Raw genomic sequence first — 22,588 nt, forward strand, 5'->3', positions numbered from 1 at the left:
GTTGTCATTTTTTCATTATTTACTGATATTAATCGTTTATATAGCAGATTACTCTGCGAAAATTTACATGCTGGTCATTTAGCGCAATATGCCGGGGGAGCATTGATGATAATACCAAGGGATTTGGGCTCTCAAAGAGGGAAAACCGGAGGCGGTGCTGGCGCACCCGAGCGGGCTACAGGCCCGCAGGCGGCGGTGAACCTGTAGCCCGGTCATACGCAGCGCCACCGGGACCACCCTATAACCTCACTCCGGCGCCCACTCCATCGCCACCTTCACCGCCATGCCCAGCTGCACCATCACCTCTTTATGTTTATCTATCGGCGGCAGAGCGCAGTTGATCCTTAAGCAGTTGCGGTATTTCCCGGATGCGGAAAACAGCGATCCCGGCGCGACCTGGATTTTCAGCCGGCACAGCTGCTTCGCGACGCAGACCATGTCCACCTGCTCCGGCAGCTCGACCCACAGCATAAAGCCGCCTTTCGGGCGGGTAACGCAGATCCCGCTGGGGAAAAACTCCCGCAGCCAGCAGGTGTAGATCTCCATATTGCGCTGGTAGATCTGCCGCATTCTTCGCACGTGGCGGTGATAGTGGCCTTCGCGAATAAAATTACAGGCCGCCAGTTGGGTGGAGGGAACGTTGGTGCCGCTGGCGGCATACTTCATCTGCAGCAGACGATCGTAATAACGGCCGGGGGCAATCCAGCCGATGCGCAGGCCGGGAGCGATGGTTTTGGTAAACGAACTGCAAAGCATCACCCGGCCGTCGATATCCCAGGAATGGATCGTGCGTGGGCGCGGGTATTCGGTCGCCAGTTCGCCGTAGATATCATCCTCAAAGATAACGATATCGTGGCGCTGGGCGAGGCATAGCGCCGCCCGCTTGCGGGCATCCGGCATGATAAATCCCAGCGGATTATTGCAGTTGGGGACCAGGATCACCCCTTTGATCGGCCACTGCTCCAGCGCCAGCTCTAACGCCTCGATGCTGATCCCGGTTTCCGGATCGGTGGGGATCTCGATGGTTTTTAGCCCTAATCCGCGCAGCATCTGCATGGTGCCGTAGTAGCAAGGGGATTCGACGGCGACGATATCGCCGGGCTGACACACCGACAGCAGCGCCAGCGACAGCGCGCTGTGGCAGCCGCTGGTAAGTACCAGATCGTTGGCGGTGACCACCGATCCGCCGTCGAGCATCAGGCGGGCGATCTGTTCGCGCAGCTCGCGACGCCCGGCCAGCTCGTCGTAGTTCAGCACTTCGCTAAGGTTGTGCTGAATGGCCCGGCTCAGCTCGCGCCAGATAGGCTTCAGGCTTGGCTGGGTGACGTCCGGCGAGCCGCCGCCGAAGGGGATAATCGATTTATCGTGGCGGGCGTCGAGCATGGTCAGCACCTGATCCCACTGAGTGATCTCTACCGGGCGCTGGACCGGCCGCGACATCGGCGGCACCGGCGGCTGAGCTTTACGCGGGGCTACAAAATAGCCGGAACGCGGCTGCGGTACGATCAGCTGCTGCTGTTCCAGCGTCTGGTAGGCTTGCTGAACGGTGCTGATGCTGACGCCGTGCTCCTGGCTCAGGCTGCGCACCGACGGCAGCTTTTCGCCGGGGCGATACAGCCCCTGTTCGATGCGTTCTGCCAGCAGGCTGGCCAGATGTTGATAGCGGGTCATGCTGTATCCTTGATCGTCGCCATACAGATCAATAAACCAGTACAGATTGGCGGTAAAAGTGAGGTCTGCTGTACGTTTTAGCGAATCTGTATGTTAAAGAAAAGTATTTTGTGAATCTGTATTGTTTGGCCGCGGATCCGTGAAGATAAAGCCTCTGGCAAGGTGAGGAGGTAGAGGATGGAATTTCACGAAAATCGGGCAAGACAGCCGTTTATCGGCTTCGTATTTCTGGCGCGTGCGTTCAAAAAGTGGTGGCTTCGTGAGCAAACGCGCAGAACATTGCAGCGTATGAGCGACGAACAGCTAAAAGATGTCGGGCTGCGCCGGGATCAGATCAATTAAAAAGTGCGATTTGTTACCCGGCATTTTCCCGGAGGCGGCGCTTGACGCGCCTGTCCGGGCTACCATACCGCGCAGAGCTGTAGCCCCGGTAAGCGTGAGCGCGGCCGGGGATTTCCCCGGAGGCGGCGCTTGACGCGCCTGTCCGGGCTACCAGAACGCGCGGAGCTGTAGCCCCGGGAGCGTGAGTTCGGACGGTGGATTTCCCCGGAGGCGGCGCTTGACGCGCCTGTCCGGGCGAGCAGACCGCGCAGAGCTGTAGCCCCGGGAGCGTGAGTGCGGACGGTGGATTTTCCTGGAGGCGGCGCTTGACGCGCCTTGCCGGGCTACCAGACCGCGCAGAGCTGTGGCCCCGGTAAGCGTGAGCGCGACCGGGGATGATACATTCACATAATTTATCAATTCATGCTTATCCACTCTTCGTTTCTTGATACTTATCGTGATAAGTATTATTTTCTTCACAGCTAAGTGAGGAAAGTAAAATGACCGAAGACGACCTGTTTGCCCGCCGCCCGATGGGCATGCGCATGGCGATGGTGGTGCGCCAGTGGCGCGCGATTATTGATTCTGCCATTACCGACACCGGCCTGACCCAGTCAAGCTGGACGGTGCTGATGCAGCTGCACCAGTTGGGTGATAACGTCTCGGTCAGCGAGCTGGCGGAGGTGCAGGGCATAGAACTGCCGCCACTGATGCGCACCCTCACGCAGCTGGAAAAGCAGGGCTATCTGCTGCGTTCAACATCGCCTTATGACAAACGCATACGCCTGCTGACGCTGACGGCGGAAGGCCGCGCTATTCTGGAGAAGCTGAACCGCGTGATTGAGGCCTATCAACAGCGCGTCACCGAAACCCTCCCTGAAGCGCAGCTCGCCGCCTTTAGCGCCACGTTAAATCAAATCGCCTGCAATCTGCGGACTATCCGCGAAGAAGATAACAAGATCTAAAACACTATGATGACCCCTGAACAGAAATTTGCCCGCTGGGTAAGGGTGAGTATTGCCGCCTTCCTGGTCATATTCGCCTGGTTTATTGTTGCCGATATCTGGATCCCGCTCACGCCGGATTCCACCGTGATGCGCGTGGTCACGCCGGTCTCGTCGCGCGTCTCCGGCTATGTCTCCCATGTCTATGTGCATAACAACAGCCAGGTGAAGAAGGGCGATCTGCTCTATGAACTGGATCCAACGCCGTTTATCAATAAAGTGGAAGCGGCGCAGATCGCGCTTGAACAGGCGAAACTCAGTAACCAGCAGCTGGACGCGCAGATCGCCTCTGCCCGCGCCAACCTGCGTACCGCCCAGTACACCGCGCGTAACGATAAGGTCACGTTCGATCGCTATCAGCGCCTGAGCACCATGCAGAACGTTTCCCAGTCGGATCTGGATAAAGTGCGCACCACCTGGCAGACCAGCGAACAGTCGGTGAGCGCGCTTAATGCCAGTATCCAGAATCTGCTGATCCAGCGCGGCGAGCGCGACGATGGGCGCAACGTGACGCTGCAAAAGTATCGCAATGCGCTGGAAGAAGCGCAGCTTAATCTCGGCTGGACGAAGGTCCGCGCGGAGACTGACGGGATGGTGAGCAACCTGCAGCTTAATCCAGGTCTGTACGCCACTGCGGCCACGCCGCTGCTGGCGCTGGTGAGCAACCAGACCGATATCGTCGCCGATTTCCGCGAGAAGAGCCTGCGCCACACCGGCGTGAATACCGATGCCGCGGTGGTGTTCGATGCGCTGCCGGGCAAAGTCTTCCCGGCGCACGTCACCAGCAGCGATGCCGGTATTCTGGCTGGACAAGAAGAAGTTAACGGCCAGCTATCGCAGCCGGAGCAATCCACCCGCTGGGTGCGCGACGCGCAGCGCATGCGCATTCACGTCGCTCTGGACGAGCCGCTGGATAAGCCGCTGCCCACCGGCGCCCGCGCCACGGTACAGCTCTATAACAGCGATGGCCCGTTCGCCCGTACCTTCGCCGGCGCGCAGATCCATCTGGTGAGCTTCCTGCACTATGTCTATTAATACCCTGGCGCGGGTCTTCACCCCGCACGGCAACATCGTCTATACGGCGAACGATTTTCGCCAGACCCTGCGTATCGCCGTGGCCGGCACTATCGCGCTGAGCATTTCCACTTTCTATGACGTGCAGTACGGCGTCTTCTTCGTGGTTTATCCGCTGATGCTGCTGTCGCTGGTGCCGGTGTTTAACCGCCACGTGGCGCGGCAGTTTGTGTTCAGTGCGGCGGTGAACTGCGTCGAAATGGTGTTAATCGTCGGCTATTTGTCGCAGTGGCCGGTCATCATGACGCTGGTGGTGTTTGGCCTGTACGTGATGCGCTTTCGCTTTATGAGCCAGGGGCCGCTGTTTCTGCTGGGGTCGATGGGCGTGGTGTGTCAAAGCACGATGCTCAACTTTATGAGCTATCCCACCAGCAACTGGCACACGCTGATGTTCTCCAATATGGAGGCCTGCGTGATGGCGGTGGCGCTCAGCGCGCTGCTGAACTACTTCATCCCGGACGTTGAACCGCGCAAGCCGCCGCCGCGCATTGAAAAAGATGCCGCGCGTATCCGCCACGAATCGCTGCTTTCCGGCAGCGTGGCGACGATGATCTTTGTGATTTTTCAGGTCTGCGATCTGAGCGACTCGCTGTCGGCGCTGATGGCGGGCATCTTAATTCTGTTCCCGATGCACTATCGCGGCGCGGTGATCAGCTCGATCTGGCGCGTGGTGGGGGTGGTGCTGGCCTGCCTTTATATCCTGGTGGTGCAGCTGATTATCTACGACTTCAGCAACCATATGGTGCTGATGATGCCGTTGATTGGGCTGGGGCTGGCGTTTAGCGCCCGGCTGCACGTGATGGAGAAAGTGGGGGCAGGCGTTGGCTTCGCCAGCATCACCACTATCGGCATCATGTTCGGCCAGAACCTGCATCCGGACCAGGACCTGGTGTTCAGCGATCTGTACCGCATTACCTCCGTGACCGTGGCGCTGATCGTTACGCTGACCATGGTCTTTCTTATGCATCGGCTGCTGAACTGCTTTGCGCCAACCCGGTTCGTGGTGACCGAATAAGCTCAGGCCGCCAGCGCCCGCTGCGCATCGCGAAAAGCGTTATGCAACAGCCGCCACATATGATGCGCCGCCGGGGAAAAGCGGCGATCGGAGTTGCGTAGCAGATGGCACTGGGCGCTGCTGGCAATAGGATGGTCGATAGGAACCGCCCGCAGAATACCGTGGGCGATCGCCTCCCGGGCGGCGTATGCGGTCATAAAAGAGACGCCTAATCCCGCCTGGCTCAGGCTCATGGCGGTCGAAAAGAGGTTGCAGCGATAGGCCGGGTGAAACTGCCGTCCTGCAGTTTTAAACATGGCGTTCATATGGCGCTGCAGGCCAAAGCTGTCGGTGAGCGCGATCAGGCGATAGTGCGTGAGCTCATCGATAGTGACGGCGGGCAGGGCAGCGATGGGATGCTCAGGAGAGACCACCGCGCAGATGGGGCCCCACTGAAAGCTGTGGCGTTTAAGCTCAGGGTTGCCGATGGGGCCGAAGGCGACCGCCATATCCGCTTCGCCGCTGGCGATATCGTTGAGCATCTCCTGCATGCTGCCGACAATAATATCCACGAACACGTTAGGCCAGGACTGAGAAAAGGTGCTCATCACTGATTCAATAAAGGTCGTGACCAGCCCGCCGCCAATCCTCACTGAAATTGTCCCGCCGCGCATATGGCGTAAATCCTTCAGGTGACTTTCCAGCTTTTCCCGGCGCTGGCGGCTTTCGTAGTAGTCCTCCGCCAGCAGACGCCCTGCTTCGGTGAGCACCACGTTTCGTCCCTGGCGTTCCAGCAGCGGCAGCTCCAGCGCCCGTTCCAGCTGCGCTATCTGGCGGCTGATGACTGACGGGTTGATGCCCAGCATATCGGCGGCCCGGCGAATGCCTCCCTGAATCCCGACTTCATACAGATAGCTCATAGGCCTCTCATGCAACATCGTTTCTCACTCCTTTGTTGACCTGTGGTCAACAATAACACCCTTTCACAGGTATTTATCATCCCGACGAGTTATAGATAATCGTAATTCGGACAAAAACTGGCAGGGAGGAAAAATCTCAGCGCTTATTCCCGGCTTGCTATTAAGTTTGCAAGGCTCAGGAAGTCGAAGAATAAGAAATCGTGATGGTACTGACTGCGGGAATATGGAAAAGCTTATCAGCCGAAATAATAAATTTGAATAACAATAAATTGACATAATTTCAAATTGCAAACAATCGCACTAACATTTCATTATGTGAGGACAGGGTATGAGTGAAAATAAAACGTTGGAATGTTCCTCCGACGAAACGACAAATGAGTGGAAAGTCGGGCCCGGGGCCTGGATTTCACTGGTCATCGTATTATTAGTTTTCTCCGGGCTGCTGTTTAAAGTGGAGGGGATGGCCTGGCTGGGGGCATTTGACTTTACCACTCTCGGCGGTGCGTTCGGCACCATGAAAACGCCGGAAACCAACACCTTTATCGGCAGCGGCGGTATCAGCGCCAAGGCCGGTTTTCTGTTTGCGCTATCGCTGGTGCCCACGGTGATGCTGGCGCTGGGGCTGCTGGAGATATTTACCCATTACGGCGCGATTCGCGCCGCGCACAAACTGCTGACCCCACTGCTGCGCCCGCTGCTTGGGATCCCGGGTTATACCGGACTGGCGCTGATTACCGATTTACAGAGTACCGATGCTGGTGCTGCGCTAACCAAAGAGCTGTATGACAGCAAGAAAATAAATCGTAAGGATCTGGTCATTATGGGGGCCTGGCAATATTCCGGCGCCGGTCTGATAAATAACTATTTCTCGATTGGTTCAGCGCTTTTCGCTTCGTTAACCATTCCTATCATTATTCCGCTGCTATTAATGTTTGTGCTGAAATTCGTCGGCGCGGCAATCACCCGTCTGGTACTGAATACTGCTTATAAAGGCGATTTTGAAAATGAATAATTCGGCAAAAGTCTCCAGTAACCCGTTCGATATTTTCGTTATCGGCGCGCGTAAAGGATTTAATATCGCCATCAACAATCTGATGCCGAATGTATTAATGGCTTACGTGATCGCCGAGATGCTGAATTTGCTCGGCGTGATGCAGATAATCGGCCACGTCTGCGCGCCGCTGATGGGCCTGTTCGGCCTGCCGGGCGAAGCGATTACCGTGCTGCTGACCTCCTGGCTTTCCGCCTCGGCGGGAACCGGCGTGGCGGTGAGCCTGTTGAGCAAAGGCACCCTCAACGTGGCGGATATCACGATTCTGATCCCGGCGATTTTCCTTATGGGGTCGCAGCTTCAGTACATGGGGCGCCTGCTCGGCGTGGCGGATGTCCCGAAAAAATATTGGCCGCTGCTGATGGCGGTGAGCATTATCAATGCCGTCATCGCCATGCTGGTCATGCGCGTGATTGCATAATAGAAGGCAAGGAGTCAAACGTGTCGCGAACTTTAGAGCATTTCAATTATCTGCACCAAATTCCTGAACTGGGCTTTGAGGAGTACAAAACGTCGGCATACATCGGCGATGCATTAGAAGCCGCGGGGTTTCAGGTGCAGCGCAACGTCGGCGGTACCACCGGCATTGTTGCGCTGCTGGATAGCGGTAAGCCGGGGCCGGTCGTGGCGCTGCGGGCGGATATGGATGCGCTGGGCCATATGATTGATGGCCGCCTGGAGGCTCGCCATACCTGTGGCCATGACGGGCACTCTTCGGTGGTGTTGACCGCCGCGGAAGAGATCCTCGCCGAGGGGCTGGTAAAACGCGGGAAGCTGAAAATACTCTTTCAGCCTGCCGAAGAGCTGGGTACAGGGGCGATCGCGCTGACGGAAGCGGGTGTGCTGGACGACGTGGAGATGCTGTTCGGCTTCCACCTCAGGCCGCTGGAGGAGTGTCCGAAGGGCAAGGCGGCGCCGGCGATGTACTACTCCGCCTCGGCGACGGTGATGGCCGACTTTCACGGCAAAGCCGCGCATGCCGCCCGGCCTCATCTGGGCGTTAACGCGCTGGATGCCGCGTCGCACGCGGTGCAGGCGGTAAACGGCATTCATCTGGCGCCTTCGCTGACCTGGAGCGCAAAAGCGACTCGCTTCCTGTGCGATGCGGGGGTAACCAACTCGGTGCCGGCGAAAGCGCACGTGTGCTGGGATTTGCGCAGCGCGGAAAATGACGGTATGGCGATGCTGAAAGAGCGGGTGGTACGGGCGATAGAGAGCAGCGCGGCCGCTTACGGCGCCACCGTCGATATCCAGATCGTCAAGGAGATGCCTGCCGCGATTATCGATGAACAGGCCACGGCTATCGTCAGCCAGGCGATTCGGGAAACGTTTGGCGAAGCCGGCTTAACGGCAGCGAAGAGTACGCCGGGCAGCGAGGACTTTTTCCACTACCTGCGCCTGCGTCCACAGGTGAAGGGCGGGTTCTGGGGGCTGGGCTGCGACCTGCTGCCGGGGCTGCATCATCCGGAGATGCACTTCGATCGCGCCGCTCTGGCGGATGGCGTGCGGGTGTTTAAATCCTGCATTCGCCAGCTGCTGGGATGAGAGGATAAATCCCGACCTTGCGCTCGTTTCACGCCGGGCAGTACCCGGCATACAAGCGGTGATTGCGCTCGCTGTACGCCGCCGGGCGATGATTCACGCCCTGGTTACGCCTACTGCGGAAACTGAGCCAGCAGCTGATAATCATCCCCGGCCACGCGAAACAGAGCTTCCGTCTGGCCGGGGAGAATCCACCTCTGCTCTTCGCCCGGCTCACAGCTCAGATAGATGCAAAGCCCGCAGCCGCCGCGCAGCTGGCGCGGAATGTCCTTCACCCGGAAGGTCATGCCCGCCGCCTGCAGGGCTTTGCGCATTCGCACCACCCCCACCGTTGAGTGAAATAAAAACAGATATTCCGTCACCGGCGGCTCCTCTGACGTAAACCGATCAGCGCCGCGCCGATCGCCCCGGCAAACTGTGCGTCGGGATGCGTCTGTACCTCCATACCCACGTGCCCCTCCAGCCTCCGCGCGAAGGCCGCACAGTGGCTGACGCCGCCGGTAAACAGCAGCGGGCCCTGCGCCGACAGACGGCCGATAAAATTGGCGCTGCGTCGGGCCATGGCGTTGATCACCCCGGCGAGGATCGCCTCCGGCGGCACCCCGGCCGAACGCAGGCTAATGACCTCCGATTCGGCAAATACCGTACACATGCTGGTAATCGCATGGGGCTCAATACCATCGGTGATGCTGTCGAGCTGCTCGACGCTGGCCCCCAGCGTACGCGAAATCACCTCCAGGAAGCGCCCGGTGCCCGCCGCGCATTTATCATTCATCAGGAAATCAGTCAGATTACCCGCCTCGTCAAGCTGGATAACCTTACTGTCCTGGCCGCCGATATCGATGACCGAGCGAGTATGCGGGGCCAGCAGGCGTGCGCCGAGTCCGTGGCACGAGATCTCGGTGACCTGCTTATCGGCGAAATCCACCAGCTGGCGTCCGTAGCCGGTTAAGGTTAAAAAGGGGGGCTCGCTTAGCCCAGCGCGGAGCGTTTCCCACGCCTCAACGATGGCGTCGGCGGGGCGAAACGGCGTCGGGCAGAGAAAGCGGCGCTGAATCACGCCGTCGTCGAGCAGGATGCCTTTGGTGGCGGTCGATCCGGAATCAATCCCTACGGTAACTGTCACGCGCGCTCCTAAAGCATCTCAATGAAGGCCGCCACGCGGGTGCTGAGCTGACCGATATCCGCCGTCGAATAGTCGGTCTCAATGGCGATGTAGGGGATGTTGTGCTGCTGGCGCACGTGGCGTTTTATCGCCAGCGATTCCACCGCATAGGTATGGCAGGCCTGCAAAATAACATCCACCACGCCGTCTGCCTGATACTCGTCCACCATCTGGCTGAGCAGATCCAGGCGCTGGTCGTTCGGCGAGATGCAGGAGCAGCCGATAGCGAGATACTTATCGGTCAGGGCGTCGTAAACGTCGCCAGTCTCCTCCACGCAGCGCTCGGTGGCTTTCGCGCCGGTGCAGTTTTCAAAACCGACCACCCAGCCGCCGTTGTCTTCAATGGCCTTCACCACTTTTTCCGCCGCCCCGCCGATTGGGCAGCCGGTGATCAGAATACGCGGCCGCGCCTCCAGCCGTTTCCCCTCTTGCCACTGCAGACGCACCCGATCGGCCATGCCGTTGAGTTCATCGATTAGCGCCGCTTTATCGAAGCGAAAGGTCGCACCGTAGACCACTTTTAAAATATCGCTACCGCTGAGCGCGGGCGGATTGAGCTGGCCGACGCGATAAAAGTTCGCCAGCGCCCGCCTTTCGCGGTTCTTGAGGATAATCGCGTCGCGCAGGGCGGCTTCGGTGATCGGCGTACCAAAGCGATCTTCCACCGCCTTTTGCAGGCGCAGGATTTCCGCTTTCCACAGCGCTCGCGAGGCATCATCGCTGGCGCTGTTCGGCAGCTGCATCACGTGCACGGCTTTGAATTCAGCCATGTATTCATACATTTTCTTTTTGCCATCGCAGGTGGTTTCGCCCACCACGAGGTCGGAAAAGTAGAAGTAGGGGCATTTGTCGGTCTTGCCAAAACCGTAGCTGCTTTTTATCAGCGGGCAGAGGTTGCGCGGCAGATCCTTTTCGGCCTCTTCAATCGTCTCGTCGGAGGTGGAACACAGCGACACCACCACCGCGCCCGCGGCCAACGGGATCTCCTGCGGCATAAAGGTGCAGTAGGTGCCAACCAGCGGAATATTTTGCTCTTTAAGCTCCATGACCGTGAGGAAACCCTGCTGGCGGGCTGAAGAGAAGTGGTCAAAAATGGCGGGTAGATCGGTGATAAGCGACATGGTTTTCCTTCCCCGTACACGGGAGATGATGAAAGAGGTCGCATTATAGCCACATTTTGTATGGGTATTTATTGATCTTCCGCTAATAGACTTTTTTCAGATCCATCTCTTCCTGAATTCGATCGCTCCATGCAAGGTGGGTGGCGATGGCTGCATCAATCCCGGCGTTATAAAACATTGGACCCAGCTCTTTCGCGATAAAGTCGACAAAAAATTCCGCGTCAAATTGCTCCAGTTCCAGTTCAAAATTCTCCTGGCAGTATTTATACAGCTTTTCGCGTAGCAGATCGCGTTGCGGCGGGCTGAGATCTATATCGCTCATAGCGTTCCTTAATCAATATTGTTACGGTTAAACAGGGCTGCTGATTATATCCGATCGCGGGGAGTCAGTTGTGATATGGCGTGATGTTTTTGGCCACAACGAAGGAGGTTGATTAAATCGCTCAGGAGCTAATTGTGACTGAGATCACAGTATTCTCGTTAAAATGAAGACAATAAGAGCGATTCTCATAACTTCATGAATTTAAATGAGATAACATGTTTTTCATGGTGTGAATAACATTTAGTTGCGCTCGCCTTTTTTCAGCATGCGGTATCTGGATGAATAATCTATAGACCTGTTTTCAGGTTATCTGGCTTACGGATTTTTTCTATAAGTACATTCTGACGGCGATTCATTTATCAGGGGTGAAGGATGAAACGCGTAAAACTGGATATGAATGTTTTTGACGCTGCTCTGATGCGCCTGGATTGGGTATTTGATACCTTCGAGCAGGTCTGTTTATCTTTTTCCGGCGGTAAAGATTCAACGGTATTATTTCATCTGGCGGCAGCCGTTGCGCGTAAAAAAGGGAAAAAATTTGCGGTGCTGTTCGTGGACTGGGAGGCGCAGTATTTATTAACCATCCAGCACGTGCAAAATATGAAAGAGCGCTATCAGGATGTAGTGAGCCGCTTCTATTGGGTGGCGCTGCCGATGACGACGGTGAGCGGCGTATCGCAGCATGAGCCTGAATGGGTCGCCTGGCGGGCCGGGGTTGAATGGGTCAGGCAGCCGCCCGAGGATGCCATCACCGATGCCGGTTTTTTTCCTTTTTATCAGCCGGAAATGACCTTTGAAGCGTTTATTCCGGCCTTTTCCCACTGGCTGGCCGCGGGGAGAAGTCTTGCTTCGCTTATCGGCATCCGCACCGACGAGTCGCTGCATCGCTACATGGCGCTTACCTCGCAGACCAAACTGCGCTTTGAGGACGATAAGCCGTGGACGACCGCCTCGCCGGAGGGATTCAGCTATACCTGCTATCCCCTTTATGACTGGCGGACCCGCGACATTTGGATCTTTAATCATAAGTCACGACTCCCCTACAACCCGCTTTATGACCTGATGCATCGCGCCGGGGTGCCGCTAAAAAATATGCGCGTCTGCGAACCCTTCGGCCCCGAGCAGCGGCGCGGGCTGTGGCTGTATCACATTCTTGAGCCGGAGACCTGGGAGCGGATGTGCCGACGCGTATGCGGCGCGCACAGCGGTGCGATTTATGCCAACGCCAGCGGCGACTACTTTGCGCTGAAGACCAAAATCCGCAAACCGGCGCATTTTAGCTGGCGCGAGTACGCGCTCTTTCTGCTCGACAGCATGCCGGAAAAAACCGCCGAGCATTACCGTAATAAAATCGCTATTTATCTGCACTGGTACCAGACCCGCGGGTTTCCCGACGATATCCCCGATGAGCAGGAAAAAGATCTCGGCTATCGCGATATCCCTTCATGGCGCCGCATCTGTAAGACGCTGCTGAAAAACGATTTCTGGTGCCGGATGCTGTCGTTCAGCCCGACGCAGCCTAAGCACTATGAGCGCTACTGTCGACTGATGAGTAACAAACGTAAAGAGTGGAGGACGCTCTGATGTCACCGGATGTGGCTAAGACAGTGATTGAATATCTCGAGTCGTTTGACGATGTTGACCTGAAAATCAAAGCGATTAACGAGCTGAAGAGCCTGATCCACCAGCACAGCCCGTTCTGCCGCGAGCCGGTGGACTGCGTGCTGTGGGTTGAAGCCAAAACGGTTGAGGCGAATGACTACAATCCTAACGTGATGGCGACGGTGGAAAAAAAGCTTCTGGAACGATCTATCGAACTGGATGGTTTTACCCAACCGGTAGTGGTGGCTCGCCAGCAGCGACGGCACCTGGTGGTGGATGGTTTTCATCGCCACCTGATTGGGAAGAGCCGCCCGGAGCTGAGCCGGCGTCTGCATGGTTATCTCCCGGTGACGCTTATCAATGCTGAGCGCGAGGGGCAGAAAGAGCGTATCGCCGCCACTATTCGCCATAATCGCGCCAGGGGTAAACACCAGATCGCGGCGATGTCCGATATCGTCCGCGATTTACATCGTCAGGGCTGGGACGATCGGCGCATCGGCGAAGAGCTCGGTATGGATGCTGATGAGGTGCTGCGTCTGAAACAGATCAGCGGCCTGACGGAGCTGTTCGCCGACGAGAGCTTTAGCGAAGCCTGGACCGTGGAGTAGCGCCTTTCGCTACTCCTGCTGTGCCAGCATGGCTTCGGGACGCTGGCGTATCCGGCTTAACAGCCCCGCCAGACAGCACGCGGCCGCGATCCCTGCCGTTACCCCCAGCAGATGGAACGGCAGCCTGCCGCCGTTAAACCACAGCCAGCGCGCCGCTTCGATAGAAAGTGCGCTGACGCTGAGGATCACGATATTCAGCGACGCGGAAACGGTGCCCTTTGGCAGATCGTTGGAAAACAGGGTAAAGCGGAACAGCGTCGGGAAGATCAGGCCAATGCCGAAAGCGTAAAAGCAGGTGCCGATCACCGACCACAGCCAGACGTGCGGCCACAGCAGGTTGCCGAGGATCAGGATCGCCAGCCCGGTCATCTGGATGGGCACCGCGCGCCAGATAAAGCGCGGGCGGGTAGGGTCTTTGACCCAGCGCGCTACCGACAGGTTGGCAATAATCACTGCGCTGAAGACCGGTACCTGGGTCCAGGCAAACTCGGCGGTGGTCAGTCCGCCGTCGTCAATCAGGATAACCGGCGAGACCGCAACCCAGCTCATCAGCGGTATATAGCTGAGCGAGAGCGTGGCGGCGCCGAACAGGAAAATGCGGTTGCGGAAGACATCGCGAAAATCGCGCAGTACGCCGCTGGCGCTGAAGGGAACGTCGCCGCGCCGGACGGTTTCCGGCATGTTCAGCAGCAGACCCAGCCAGGCAATAAACCCCATCGCCGCAATGATCCCGAACAGCACCTTCCAGTGCACGAAATGCATCAACGCGGCGCCGGAAAGCGGACCAATGATCGGCGCGATCAGCACGATCGAGGTAATAATCGCCATCAGCTTAATGGCTTTTGTCTGGCCAAATGCCTCCTGCACGGTGACGTAGCCGACCGTGGCGATAAAGCAGATGCTGGTGCCCTGAACAAAGCGCGCCGCGAGGAACTGCTCCATTGAGGTGGTGAACAGGGTCGCTACGCAGGCCAGGGTAAAGATCAGCGCGCCGGTGAGCAGCACCGGACGGCGGCCGATACGATCGGAGAGCGGCCCGAGCAGCCACTGTAGCGCCATGCCACCGGCCATATACAGACTGACCGAGGCGGGAGCCAGCGCCACGTCGGCGTCAAAATCGCGCACAACGTGGATAATCCCCGGTTGAATAAGGTCGGTGGTCAGATAGGCGGCAAAGTCATACAGGATCAGCGCCGCCGGAAAGAACAGCGTGGCGGAATGGCGGGCGAAAAAACGGGTCATCCATTGCAACATCGGTGGGCTCCTTGTTGAGTCTCTACGCAACGACGATCGGAAAGGGGCGAATCTATCCTGAGCTTGCGTGTTAAAACAGCGGTACGCGCTTAGCCGGTGCCCGCTGTTTCAGCACTTCACACTGCAATAAATTTAGGATCAACTTAAAAATCCCTGCTTTTTTAGTGGTTAATATATATTTATGGAAGAAATACTTTTAAAACAAAAAGTTGAATTAAATATGTAAATGCAGCAGCGACGGAATTTGTGAAAACAGCCACAGCAGCAGACCGATGGTGCCGCCAACCAGCGTGCCGTTAATACGGATAAACTGCAGATCCTTCCCGATATTCAGTTCGATTTGCCGCGACATATCGCGGGAATCCCAGCTTTTGACCGTATCGCTGATATGGCGCGTCAGGAAGGTGGCAAACTCCGGTGCCACCCGGTGCGCCGCCTGCTCGAGATGTTCGTTCAGCGATTCGCGCAGCGCCTCATCGTGGAGCAGCGTTTCGCCAAACCACTGCCCGGCTTCGGCAATGCGCTGTTTAATGCGTGAATCCTCGCTATTGACGTCGTTTTTGACCCAACCGCGCAGGTCGGCCCACACTTCGCCCAGATAGCGGTTAAACGTCTCATCATTTTTCAGATACGCTTTGATACTGTCCGCTTTTTCCGCCATCTGCGGATCGGACTTCAGGTTATCGATCAGCTTAAGCGCCGCGCGATCGAAGGCCTGGCGGATCTGATGAGCGCGATCCTGACTGACTTCGTCGAGCAGCGTGTTAACCGCATCGGTAACCATTTCAGCGCTGTGCTCGCCCAGCCATTCGGTAGGCAGTAGCCTGGCTTTAAGCGGATGCTCGGTCTCCAGCCAGTGCACGATACCGCGGGCAATAAATGCCCGCGAGCTGTCGCGCTGGAGCAGGGCGATCAGCTGGCTAATTAGCGAATCCAGCAGCTTCTGATGGCGGTTATCGCGCGTCAATCCTTCCAGCATCATGGCGCTGGTTTGGGTTAAATCGACCTTATCAATCGCTTTATGCACCGCACGACGCAGCAGGCGCTGAATGCGCGCGTCGTCGGTAAGCTCCAGAAAGCCGCTCATCACCTGCAGCAGATGCTGGCCGACCCGACGCGCGTTTTCCGGCTGGCTGAACCAGTTGCCGAGCATCAGCGCCGGTTCGTAGCGGCGGATCAGCGCGACCAGCGAGGGCGTGTCGAGAAATTTTTCTTGCACGAAATAGCCGAGATTGTCGGCAATTCGGTCTTTATTACGCGGGATAATTGCCGTATGTCGCGACACGAACGGCAGCGGAATGCGGCGAAACAGCGCAACCACCGCGAACCAGTCCGCCAGCGCGCCCACCATCGCCGCTTCGGAAATAGCCTTTAGCGCACCGACCCATGGCGTCGGCGGCAGCACGAGGGTAGTGATAAAAATGGCGACTGCAATCAACAGCAGCGAGAGCGCCAGCAGCTTGGCGCGTTTCAGTTCAGCGAGTTTTTCCATAGGTCTAAGCATATAGCCTGACGGCTAATGCGTAAAATCTTCGCTATTTGACTTCCTGGGCATGCGGATTCTTTTTTCACGTCGATAGCGATGATGAGGGTTAATTTAATTTTCGTAGCTTAAGTTCCATTTTTAAATATTTAAAGTTAAATGCATTCACAATATATATGTTATATAAGGTTTTTCTTAAATTAATTATTAATAAGTGACCATTATCACATTATGGTTAAGGATAAATAAGGCATTGTTTATTTCAAGGAGAACGGTAATCACTTTCTCTTACTACTAATCTTTTATAAAAGGAGTTGAGCATGATTGGTATATTTAAATATGCAGCAAAAAAAGACATGGTATTAGGTATTAGCGATCAGCAAACCGGGGCTCGGGCCGTTATATTACCGATGTCCTCACCGCTAAATAAAATTCTGTGGACGGTTGATGACAGGACCGGCGAGATCGCTCTGGCCGCCAGCGAGGAGCTGCTGCTGGGTATCCACGGGGATCAAATGGGTTCAGGCGCAGCGATTGAACTCCAGGCGCGGGGGAGTAAAGCGACACAGCGGTGGGATTTAGTCAGCTCACGTCGCTTTATTAAAAGCAAACAAAACCCGAGCTTTGTTATTGACAGCGTCAACCGCGGCACGCACCAGGGGAATCCGATTATACTTTACGAATTTAATGGCTCGGAAGCGCAGCAGTGGGTATTTGTGCCGATGGATATGTTGACGGCAAAAAGCCCGGAATAAATATTGCTTAATAGAGAAATAGAATCGAGCCTCGTTTATTCTGGTACAGAGAATAACGAGGCTATGTCCTTATTGTGGCGTCGACAATATTAATTAAAAATAAATTGCCAGACAATCCAGCCGCCAAAAGCCATCAGGATGGTGCCGGCCGTGCGCTCGACTCGCCAGACGACGGCGGAAAGGCGGCGCTGCACCGACGGTAGCGCAATCAGCGTAACCAGCAACAGATCCCATATCAACACCACGCTGGTCATCCATGCCCCGCTGACGGCCTGCTGCACCAGCGTGACGTTCGGTCCCAACAGGGAGGTCATCAGCGCGAGGTAGAACAGGGCGTTTTTCGGATTGAGCAGTGAAGAACCCAGCCCGAGAAAAAGCTGTTTCACCAGCGACGGGCGCGAAGCCGAGGCGCCATCCAGCGCCAGCGTAGTCGGACGGCTTCTTATCAGCAGGCTGCCAATCCACAGTAAATACGCCGCGCCCAGCAGCTCAATCACCGTAAACAGCAGCGGCGCGTGGCGCAGGATCCCCCAGCCGATTACCGCCAGAATAATATACAGACCGTTTCCGGCGGCAATGCCGATACACAGGCCGACGCTGCCGCGCAGGCGATAGCGGATGGCGTAGCCCACCAGCAGAAAAAAATCCGGCCCGGGGCTCAGCAGGGCGACAAAATGAGAAAGCGCCAGCGCGGGGAAGGCGGAGGGAAAGAGCGTAGCGAGTATGTCCATAGCAACCTCAGTAGTAACCTGAGGTCACCCTACGCCAGCGTGAACGCTAATTATTGTCTGTTATTGATCGGGACTGCGCATACTGGCGCGGCGTGGCAGCGGTATAGCTGACAAAGGTTTTATGAAAGTGACTCTGATCGGCAAACCCGGCCTGGTAGCCCACATCGGCAATATTATCCCCTGCGCGCAGGCGCGTTTTAGCGAATTCAATACGCGCGATATTGATAAAACTGGCGGGCGTCAGGCCGGTCTCCTGCTTGAAGGTGCGGATCAGCGTCTCTTTACGTAGAGCAAACTCGTCGGCGAGGCTATCCAGCGTCGGCGGAGCCTGCAGATCGGTTGCCAGGCGGCTGAAAAGACGGGCGCTGGTCTCGCTTAGCGCCTGAGGCGCATGCGGGCGCAGCGGTAGAGTATGAACCAGACGAGCGACGCTTGCAGGGAGCTGCATGGTCTGCTGCTGCCTCATCTGCTCCACGATCTGCAGATACTGCGCAAAGAGCCCGGCATCGCAAATGACGGGCGATGATGTGATCAACCTTGCCTGATGCACACCGTCTGTCAGCTGTTGCCAGCACCAGCTTAGCTCGAGATAGAGCATATGGTAGCTGCGCGGCTGGCCGTCGCGCGGATTACAGCTGTGGGGTGCCTGCGCGGGGATAATAATCAGGTCGCCAGGGCGCAGCAGATACTCCTGCCCGCTGCAGATACAGCGCGTTTCCCCCTCGATAATCGCCCCAATGGAGAGCTGCGGATGACGATGCCGTTTATAGGCCTGGCGGCTAAGCCATGTGCTGCGCAGCTCCAGCCAGGGAAGCTGTTCGTTACGCCAGAAAGTTTGCTGAATGTCGCGCGTATGGCTCACGGCTGGCTCCTGAGCTGAAGGGAATAGCTGTTTATAACATGCCATCAGCCGGTGGGAAAACTGCGAGTCGCGTTGGACAAAAATGTTTTGCTTGCAGCCGAAGAAAAATAGCTTTCGTCGCGGCTCGTAAAGACCAACAGCAGGGCGTGTGGTGAGAAACAGGGCGCAGTAGAGTGGCGGCAGGATTTCTTACGCAGGCGGATAGCCATGGAAAAGGGTACTACGTCCACGCCGCACGATGCGGTATTCAAACAGTTTCTACGTCATGCTGACACCGCGCGGGACTTCCTTGATATCCATCTGCCGCCAGCGCTACGAAAAATGTGCGACCTGGATACGTTAACGCTTGCGTCCGGTAGCTTTATTGAAGAGAACCTGCGGGCTTACTACTCCGATGTTCTGTGGGCGCTGAAAACTGCCGCGGGAGAAGGCTATATCTATGTGGTCATCGAACATCAAAGCTCCCCGGATGCGTTTATGGCCTTCAGACTCATGCGTTATGCTATTGCCGCGATGCAGCGCCATCTGGATAACGGGCATAAAACGCTGCCGCTGGTGATCCCGATACTGTTTTATCATGGCGTCGCCACGCCATACCCCTGGTCGTTATCCTGGCTTGACATGTTCGCCGACCCAGCCCTGGCAAAACAGCTTTATACCGGACTATTTCCGCTGGTGGATATTACCGTCGTACCTGATGACGAAATTGTGCAGCATCGAAGAGTCGCCCTGCTGGAGCTGATGCAAAAACATATTCGTCAGCGCGATCTGCTGGGTATTGTGGAGCATCTGACGGCCATTTTGCTTAATGGATACGCTAATGACAGGCAGCTGAAAACGCTGTTTAATTATCTGATTCACTCGGGCAAAGCGCTTCGGTTAGGTAAGTTCATCCGCGAAGTGGCCCAGCGGGTACCGCAGCACAAGGAGAAGCTAATGACTATCGCCGAAAGGTTACGTGAAGTAGGGCGCAGGCAGGGGAAGCGGGAAGGCCTTGAGAAAGGTCGTCTGGAGGGGGTTGAAGAGGGGCAGCGCGCCGAAGCGCTGCGTATCGCCCAAACGATGCTCGCCGAAGGTATGGCGTTGGAGACGGTGCTAAGAATTACCGGTTTGCCGGAGGCGGCGCTTGCGGTCAGGCATCATTAGGCCCCTGATGCGCCGGGGGGCAGCTGGAGCCGTTTAGCCCTCCAGGCGTTCACCATTTCATTCCTGGAAAATTCCGTATCTACCTGATCCGGAGCGCATCCTCAGCTATCTCGACTACCCTTAATAACCTGTGCGGTATTTATGACTGCGTTAACAGCGATAACAAGGAGACATGCGATATGGCTTATCAGACGGTGAATCCTGCCAATAATCAGCTTATCAAAGCGTATCCGGCACACAGCGATGCTGACGTGGAAGCGGCGCTGCAAAAGGCGGATGCGCTTTATCATTCGCAGTGGGCCAAGGGAAATATTGACCAACGGCTACCGATCCTGCACAAGCTGGCGGACCTGATCGACAGCCGGGTTGAAGAGCTGGCCAAAATCGCCAGCCAGGAGATGGGTAAGCTTATCGAGCAAAGCCGCGGTGAGGTCAAACTGTGCGCGCAAATTGCCCGCTACTACGCCGATAACGCAAAACAGTTTCTGGCGCCGGTAAAATATCCGTCAGAACTGGGTGAAGCCTGGGTCGAACACCATCCCATCGGCGTACTGATGGCGGTAGAGCCGTGGAACTTCCCTTATTATCAGCTGATGCGCGTGCTGGCGCCGAACCTGGCGGCAGGGAACCCGGTGATCGCCAAACATGCCAGCATCGTCCCGCACTGTGCGGAAACCTTCGCTCAGCTGGTTCGTGAGGCCGGCGCGCCAGAGGGCGCATGGACTAACCTGTTCATTTCTCAGGATCAGGTAGCGAAGATTATCGCCGACGATCGCGTACAGGGTGCGGCCCTGACCGGCTCGGAAAAAGCCGGTGGCGTGGTAGCGGCGCAGGCGGCTAAACACATTAAGAAAGCGACGCTTGAACTGGGCGGCAACGATGTATTTGTCGTTCTCGACGATGCCGATCTGGAGAAAGCGGTGAAGACCGGCGTGCAGGCGCGGCTCAATAATGCCGGGCAGGTGTGCACCGCGGCGAAACGTTTTATCCTGCATGAAAAAATTGCCGACGCTTTCCTCAGCCAGTTTACACAAGCCTTCCGCGAGGTGAAAATTGGCGATCCGCTGGACGAAAGTACCACGCTGGGCCCGCTCTCCTCAAAAGACGCGCTGGAAACGTTGACCAAACAGGTGGACGAGGCGGTGAAAAATGGCGCGAAACTGCATCTGGGCGGCAAACCTGCGCAGCGAGAAGGCAGCTTTTTCGAGCCCACCATACTGACCGGCATTACCCGCGATAATCCGGCTTATTTTGAAGAGTTCTTCGGTCCGGTCGCGCAAATCTACGTGGTGAAAGATGACGATGAAGCGGTGAAACTGGCCAACGATTCGCATTACGGCCTCGGCGGAGCCGTGTTCAGCCAGGATATCGACAGGGCGAAACGCATGGCTTCGCGGATTGAAACCGGGATGGTCTATATCAACTGGTTAACCGATACCGCGCCGGAGCTGCCGTTTGGCGGCGTTAAGCGCTCCGGGTTCGGCCGCGAGCTTTCCGATCTTGGGATTAAAGAGTTTGTGAATCAGAAGCTGGTGGTGGTTCGCCGCTAAGCAACCGAGCGCGCAGATGCTCTGACTCCCCCACCGGACTAATGGCCCTCCCGGAAGACATCGATTGGCGAGGGTTTCTTCCTCAGAAAGAGGGAGGGGAAGGGTAATTTTGCGCCTCCTTCGCTCATCCTGACCCTCTCCCCCAAGGGGAGAGGGAACCGTCCATGCGGCTATTTGCGCAAGCTGGCAAACGCCGCGCGAATTTCTTTTTCCGGTAGATTGATGCCGATAAAGACGAGGGTACTGTGAGGCCGCTCATCGCCCCATGGTCGGTCCCAGTCGGCGCTGTAGAGGCGCTGAACGCCCTGAAACAGCAGGCGATTCGGTTCGCCGTCGATCCACAGCATCCCTTTATAGCGCATCAGCTGTTCGGCAAAAGTGAGCAGCAGATTTTCCATCACCCTGGAGACTTCGCTGATATCTACCGGATAATCCAGTTCCACTACGATTGACGATACGTCGTTCTGCTTGTCGGCCATAAAGTGGAAGCGCGGTTTGCTGCTAACCACGTTCTCCTCCAGCATAAAACCGCTGGTGTTAAACAGCAGATTCAGGTCGATATCGCCGTGGATGACGCGGTAAATGGGCGCGCGGACGTTGATGCGCGTCAGCCGCTCGCGGAGCTTGTCGCTGTCGCCCGCCACGTCGGTTTTGGTGAGCAGGATACGATCGGCGTACCCCACCTGCGACTGGGCAATGGTGAACTGGTTCATCTGCTGGTCAGCATGTGCCGCATCAACCAGCGCAATCACCCCATCCAGCAGGTAACGTTCGCACAGTACATCATGAGAGAAGAAGGTCTGAATAATCGGGCCGGGATCGGCCATGCCGGTACACTCAATCACCAGTCGGTCAAAATCAATTTCTCCGCGATCGCGGCTGTCGAGAAGATCGAGCAGAGCGTCTTCCAGTTCGTTGGAGCGGGTACAGCAGATACAGCCGTTGGTCAGGGTTTTAATCTGCGTCGCGCGGTCGCCGATAAGCTGGTCATCGACGGCGACTTCGCCAAATTCGTTTTCGATAACGGCAATTTTAAAGCCGTGCCGTTCGTTCAGGATATGGCGCAGTAGAGTGGTTTTACCGGCGCCAAGAAAACCGGTTAATAGGGTAACTGCAATCGGTGCCATATTTGCCTCCATTAGCAGCAGCGCACGCCGCCTTTGCCGTCGCCGCCGTAGCGGGCCTGCTGGCGTTCGCGAAAGAATTCATCATAGGTCATGTACGGCTGGTCCGGATGATTGGTCTGCATATGCTCGACGTAATTATCGTAATCCGGAATGCCAATCAGCATTTTCGCTGCCTGACCGAGATATTTTTTTGCCTGACCTAAGTTACCAAACATTATGCTTTCCAGAGAACGAATAAAGCCGGATGGCGGCTAGCGCCTTATCCGGCCTACAAACATTCGCTTG

At 56.5% G+C, this 22,588-nt stretch carries 24 protein-coding genes; 12 read left to right on the forward strand and 12 right to left on the reverse strand.

Going from position 1 to position 22,588, the window contains the following annotated elements; genetic code table 11:
* Nucleotides 1-246 precede the first annotated feature (246 nt).
* On the reverse strand, nucleotides 247-1,671 hold the full coding sequence (locus ABLV12_RS15490) for a PLP-dependent aminotransferase family protein (RefSeq protein WP_053064572.1): 1,425 nt from the start codon (nucleotides 1,669-1,671) through the stop codon (nucleotides 247-249).
* Nucleotides 1,672-1,848: 177 nt separating this feature from the next.
* On the opposite strand from ABLV12_RS15490, the gene ABLV12_RS15495 reads away from it, so the two are divergent.
* From ABLV12_RS15495 to ABLV12_RS15510, 4 genes are all read left to right on the forward strand, one after another.
* On the forward strand, nucleotides 1,849-2,013 hold the full coding sequence (locus ABLV12_RS15495) for a DUF1127 domain-containing protein (protein WP_004108628.1): 165 nt from the start codon (nucleotides 1,849-1,851) through the stop codon (nucleotides 2,011-2,013).
* 479 nt (nucleotides 2,014-2,492) lie between these two features.
* Nucleotides 2,493-2,957 (forward strand): MarR family transcriptional regulator, encoded by a 465-nt coding sequence (locus ABLV12_RS15500; RefSeq protein WP_004110293.1) that lies wholly within the window; start codon nucleotides 2,493-2,495, stop codon nucleotides 2,955-2,957.
* 6 nt (nucleotides 2,958-2,963) lie between these two features.
* Complete coding sequence (locus ABLV12_RS15505; RefSeq protein ID WP_004110295.1) at nucleotides 2,964-4,031, forward strand: HlyD family secretion protein; 1,068 nt, start codon at nucleotides 2,964-2,966, stop codon at nucleotides 4,029-4,031.
* Complete coding sequence (locus ABLV12_RS15510) at nucleotides 4,021-5,085, forward strand: DUF2955 domain-containing protein (protein ID WP_004098265.1); 1,065 nt, start codon at nucleotides 4,021-4,023, stop codon at nucleotides 5,083-5,085. The genes ABLV12_RS15505 and ABLV12_RS15510 overlap by 11 nt, the downstream gene beginning before the upstream one ends.
* Nucleotides 5,086-5,087: 2 nt before the next feature.
* On the opposite strand, the gene ABLV12_RS15515 is transcribed toward ABLV12_RS15510, so the two are convergent.
* On the reverse strand, nucleotides 5,088-6,002 hold the full coding sequence (locus ABLV12_RS15515) for a LysR substrate-binding domain-containing protein (protein ID WP_004108616.1): 915 nt from the start codon (nucleotides 6,000-6,002) through the stop codon (nucleotides 5,088-5,090).
* 310 nt (nucleotides 6,003-6,312) lie between these two features.
* Between ABLV12_RS15515 and ABLV12_RS15520 the strand changes: the two genes are divergently transcribed.
* From ABLV12_RS15520 to ABLV12_RS15530, 3 genes are read left to right on the forward strand one after another with little or no spacing between them, the layout of a single operon-like run.
* Complete coding sequence (locus ABLV12_RS15520; RefSeq protein ID WP_004108614.1) at nucleotides 6,313-6,996, forward strand: nucleoside recognition domain-containing protein; 684 nt, start codon at nucleotides 6,313-6,315, stop codon at nucleotides 6,994-6,996.
* Nucleotides 6,989-7,456 carry a YjiG family protein gene (locus ABLV12_RS15525; RefSeq protein WP_004108612.1) on the forward strand — a complete coding sequence of 156 codons (468 nt, stop codon included), beginning with the start codon at nucleotides 6,989-6,991 and terminating at the stop codon, nucleotides 7,454-7,456. The genes ABLV12_RS15520 and ABLV12_RS15525 overlap by 8 nt, the downstream gene beginning before the upstream one ends.
* Nucleotides 7,457-7,476: 20 nt before the next feature.
* A complete protein-coding gene (locus tag ABLV12_RS15530; RefSeq protein WP_004108610.1) occupies nucleotides 7,477-8,580 on the forward strand; it encodes a M20 peptidase aminoacylase family protein in 1,104 nt (367 codons plus the stop codon).
* A 110-nt stretch (nucleotides 8,581-8,690) separates the two neighbouring features.
* Here ABLV12_RS15530 and ABLV12_RS15535 read toward each other — a convergent pair whose 3' ends face one another.
* The 4 genes from ABLV12_RS15535 to ABLV12_RS15550 all read right to left on the reverse strand — a co-directional run bounded on the left by ABLV12_RS15535 (nucleotide 8,691) and on the right by ABLV12_RS15550 (nucleotide 11,185).
* Nucleotides 8,691-8,939, reverse strand: a complete 249-nt coding sequence (locus ABLV12_RS15535) for a DUF3343 domain-containing protein (protein WP_064398551.1) — start codon at nucleotides 8,937-8,939, stop codon at nucleotides 8,691-8,693.
* Nucleotides 8,936-9,703, reverse strand: a complete 768-nt coding sequence (yjiL, locus tag ABLV12_RS15540) for a putative 2-hydroxyacyl-CoA dehydratase activator YjiL (RefSeq protein ID WP_064398549.1) — start codon at nucleotides 9,701-9,703, stop codon at nucleotides 8,936-8,938. The genes ABLV12_RS15535 and yjiL overlap by 4 nt, the downstream gene beginning before the upstream one ends.
* An 8-nt stretch (nucleotides 9,704-9,711) precedes the next feature.
* The gene (locus ABLV12_RS15545) at nucleotides 9,712-10,863 is read right to left on the reverse strand and encodes a double-cubane-cluster-containing anaerobic reductase (RefSeq protein WP_004108604.1); all 1,152 of its coding nucleotides are present in this window, start codon (nucleotides 10,861-10,863) and stop codon (nucleotides 9,712-9,714) included.
* Nucleotides 10,864-10,945: 82 nt separating this feature from the next.
* Nucleotides 10,946-11,185: a DUF2164 domain-containing protein gene (locus ABLV12_RS15550; protein WP_004108602.1), complete on the reverse strand. Its 240-nt coding sequence runs from the start codon at nucleotides 11,183-11,185 to the stop codon at nucleotides 10,946-10,948.
* Between the two features lie 372 nt (nucleotides 11,186-11,557).
* Here ABLV12_RS15550 and ABLV12_RS15555 point away from each other — a divergent pair, with 372 nt between their 5' ends.
* Both ABLV12_RS15555 and ABLV12_RS15560 read left to right on the forward strand, forming a co-directional pair.
* The gene (locus tag ABLV12_RS15555) at nucleotides 11,558-12,769 is read left to right on the forward strand and encodes a DUF3440 domain-containing protein (RefSeq protein WP_348867143.1); all 1,212 of its coding nucleotides are present in this window, start codon (nucleotides 11,558-11,560) and stop codon (nucleotides 12,767-12,769) included.
* Nucleotides 12,769-13,395, forward strand: a complete 627-nt coding sequence (locus ABLV12_RS15560; RefSeq protein ID WP_004108598.1) for a ParB/RepB/Spo0J family partition protein — start codon at nucleotides 12,769-12,771, stop codon at nucleotides 13,393-13,395. Before ABLV12_RS15555 ends, ABLV12_RS15560 begins: the two co-directional genes overlap by 1 nt.
* A gap of 9 nt (nucleotides 13,396-13,404) precedes the next feature.
* On the opposite strand, the gene mdtM is transcribed toward ABLV12_RS15560, so the two are convergent.
* Both mdtM and ABLV12_RS15570 read right to left on the reverse strand, forming a co-directional pair.
* Nucleotides 13,405-14,649 (reverse strand): multidrug efflux MFS transporter MdtM, encoded by a 1,245-nt coding sequence (gene mdtM / locus ABLV12_RS15565; RefSeq protein WP_004108596.1) that lies wholly within the window; start codon nucleotides 14,647-14,649, stop codon nucleotides 13,405-13,407.
* 214 nt (nucleotides 14,650-14,863) lie between these two features.
* Nucleotides 14,864-16,153, reverse strand: coding sequence for a DUF445 domain-containing protein (locus tag ABLV12_RS15570; RefSeq protein ID WP_004108595.1), 1,290 nt, complete (start codon nucleotides 16,151-16,153; stop codon nucleotides 14,864-14,866).
* 299 nt (nucleotides 16,154-16,452) lie between these two features.
* Here ABLV12_RS15570 and ABLV12_RS15575 point away from each other — a divergent pair, with 299 nt between their 5' ends.
* Nucleotides 16,453-16,887: a ricin-type beta-trefoil lectin domain protein gene (locus ABLV12_RS15575; protein ID WP_064345404.1), complete on the forward strand. Its 435-nt coding sequence runs from the start codon at nucleotides 16,453-16,455 to the stop codon at nucleotides 16,885-16,887.
* A gap of 89 nt (nucleotides 16,888-16,976) precedes the next feature.
* Here the strand turns inward: ABLV12_RS15575 and ABLV12_RS15580 are convergent, their stop codons facing one another.
* The gene (locus tag ABLV12_RS15580; protein WP_142475645.1) at nucleotides 16,977-17,618 is read right to left on the reverse strand and encodes a LysE family translocator; all 642 of its coding nucleotides are present in this window, start codon (nucleotides 17,616-17,618) and stop codon (nucleotides 16,977-16,979) included.
* A gap of 46 nt (nucleotides 17,619-17,664) precedes the next feature.
* Nucleotides 17,665-18,480 (reverse strand): AraC family transcriptional regulator, encoded by an 816-nt coding sequence (locus ABLV12_RS15585; RefSeq protein ID WP_348867144.1) that lies wholly within the window; start codon nucleotides 18,478-18,480, stop codon nucleotides 17,665-17,667.
* A gap of 207 nt (nucleotides 18,481-18,687) precedes the next feature.
* Between ABLV12_RS15585 and ABLV12_RS15590 the strand changes: the two genes are divergently transcribed.
* Entirely contained in the window at nucleotides 18,688-19,626 is a 939-nt protein-coding gene (locus ABLV12_RS15590) for an Rpn family recombination-promoting nuclease/putative transposase (protein WP_348867145.1), read from the forward strand.
* A 179-nt stretch (nucleotides 19,627-19,805) separates the two neighbouring features.
* A complete protein-coding gene (locus tag ABLV12_RS15595) occupies nucleotides 19,806-21,176 on the forward strand; it encodes an NAD-dependent succinate-semialdehyde dehydrogenase (RefSeq protein WP_004108581.1) in 1,371 nt (456 codons plus the stop codon).
* A 170-nt stretch (nucleotides 21,177-21,346) separates the two neighbouring features.
* Here the strand turns inward: ABLV12_RS15595 and yjiA are convergent, their stop codons facing one another.
* Nucleotides 21,347-22,303, reverse strand: a complete 957-nt coding sequence (gene yjiA / locus ABLV12_RS15600) for a GTPase (RefSeq protein ID WP_004108579.1) — start codon at nucleotides 22,301-22,303, stop codon at nucleotides 21,347-21,349.
* Nucleotides 22,304-22,314: 11 nt separating this feature from the next.
* Nucleotides 22,315-22,518, reverse strand: coding sequence for a YbdD/YjiX family protein (locus ABLV12_RS15605; RefSeq protein ID WP_004108577.1), 204 nt, complete (start codon nucleotides 22,516-22,518; stop codon nucleotides 22,315-22,317).
* Between the last annotated feature and the right edge of the window lie 70 nt (nucleotides 22,519-22,588).

Source organism: Klebsiella sp. CN_Kp100 (assembly GCF_040065315.1).
GTDB lineage: Bacteria > Pseudomonadota > Gammaproteobacteria > Enterobacterales > Enterobacteriaceae > Klebsiella > Klebsiella oxytoca.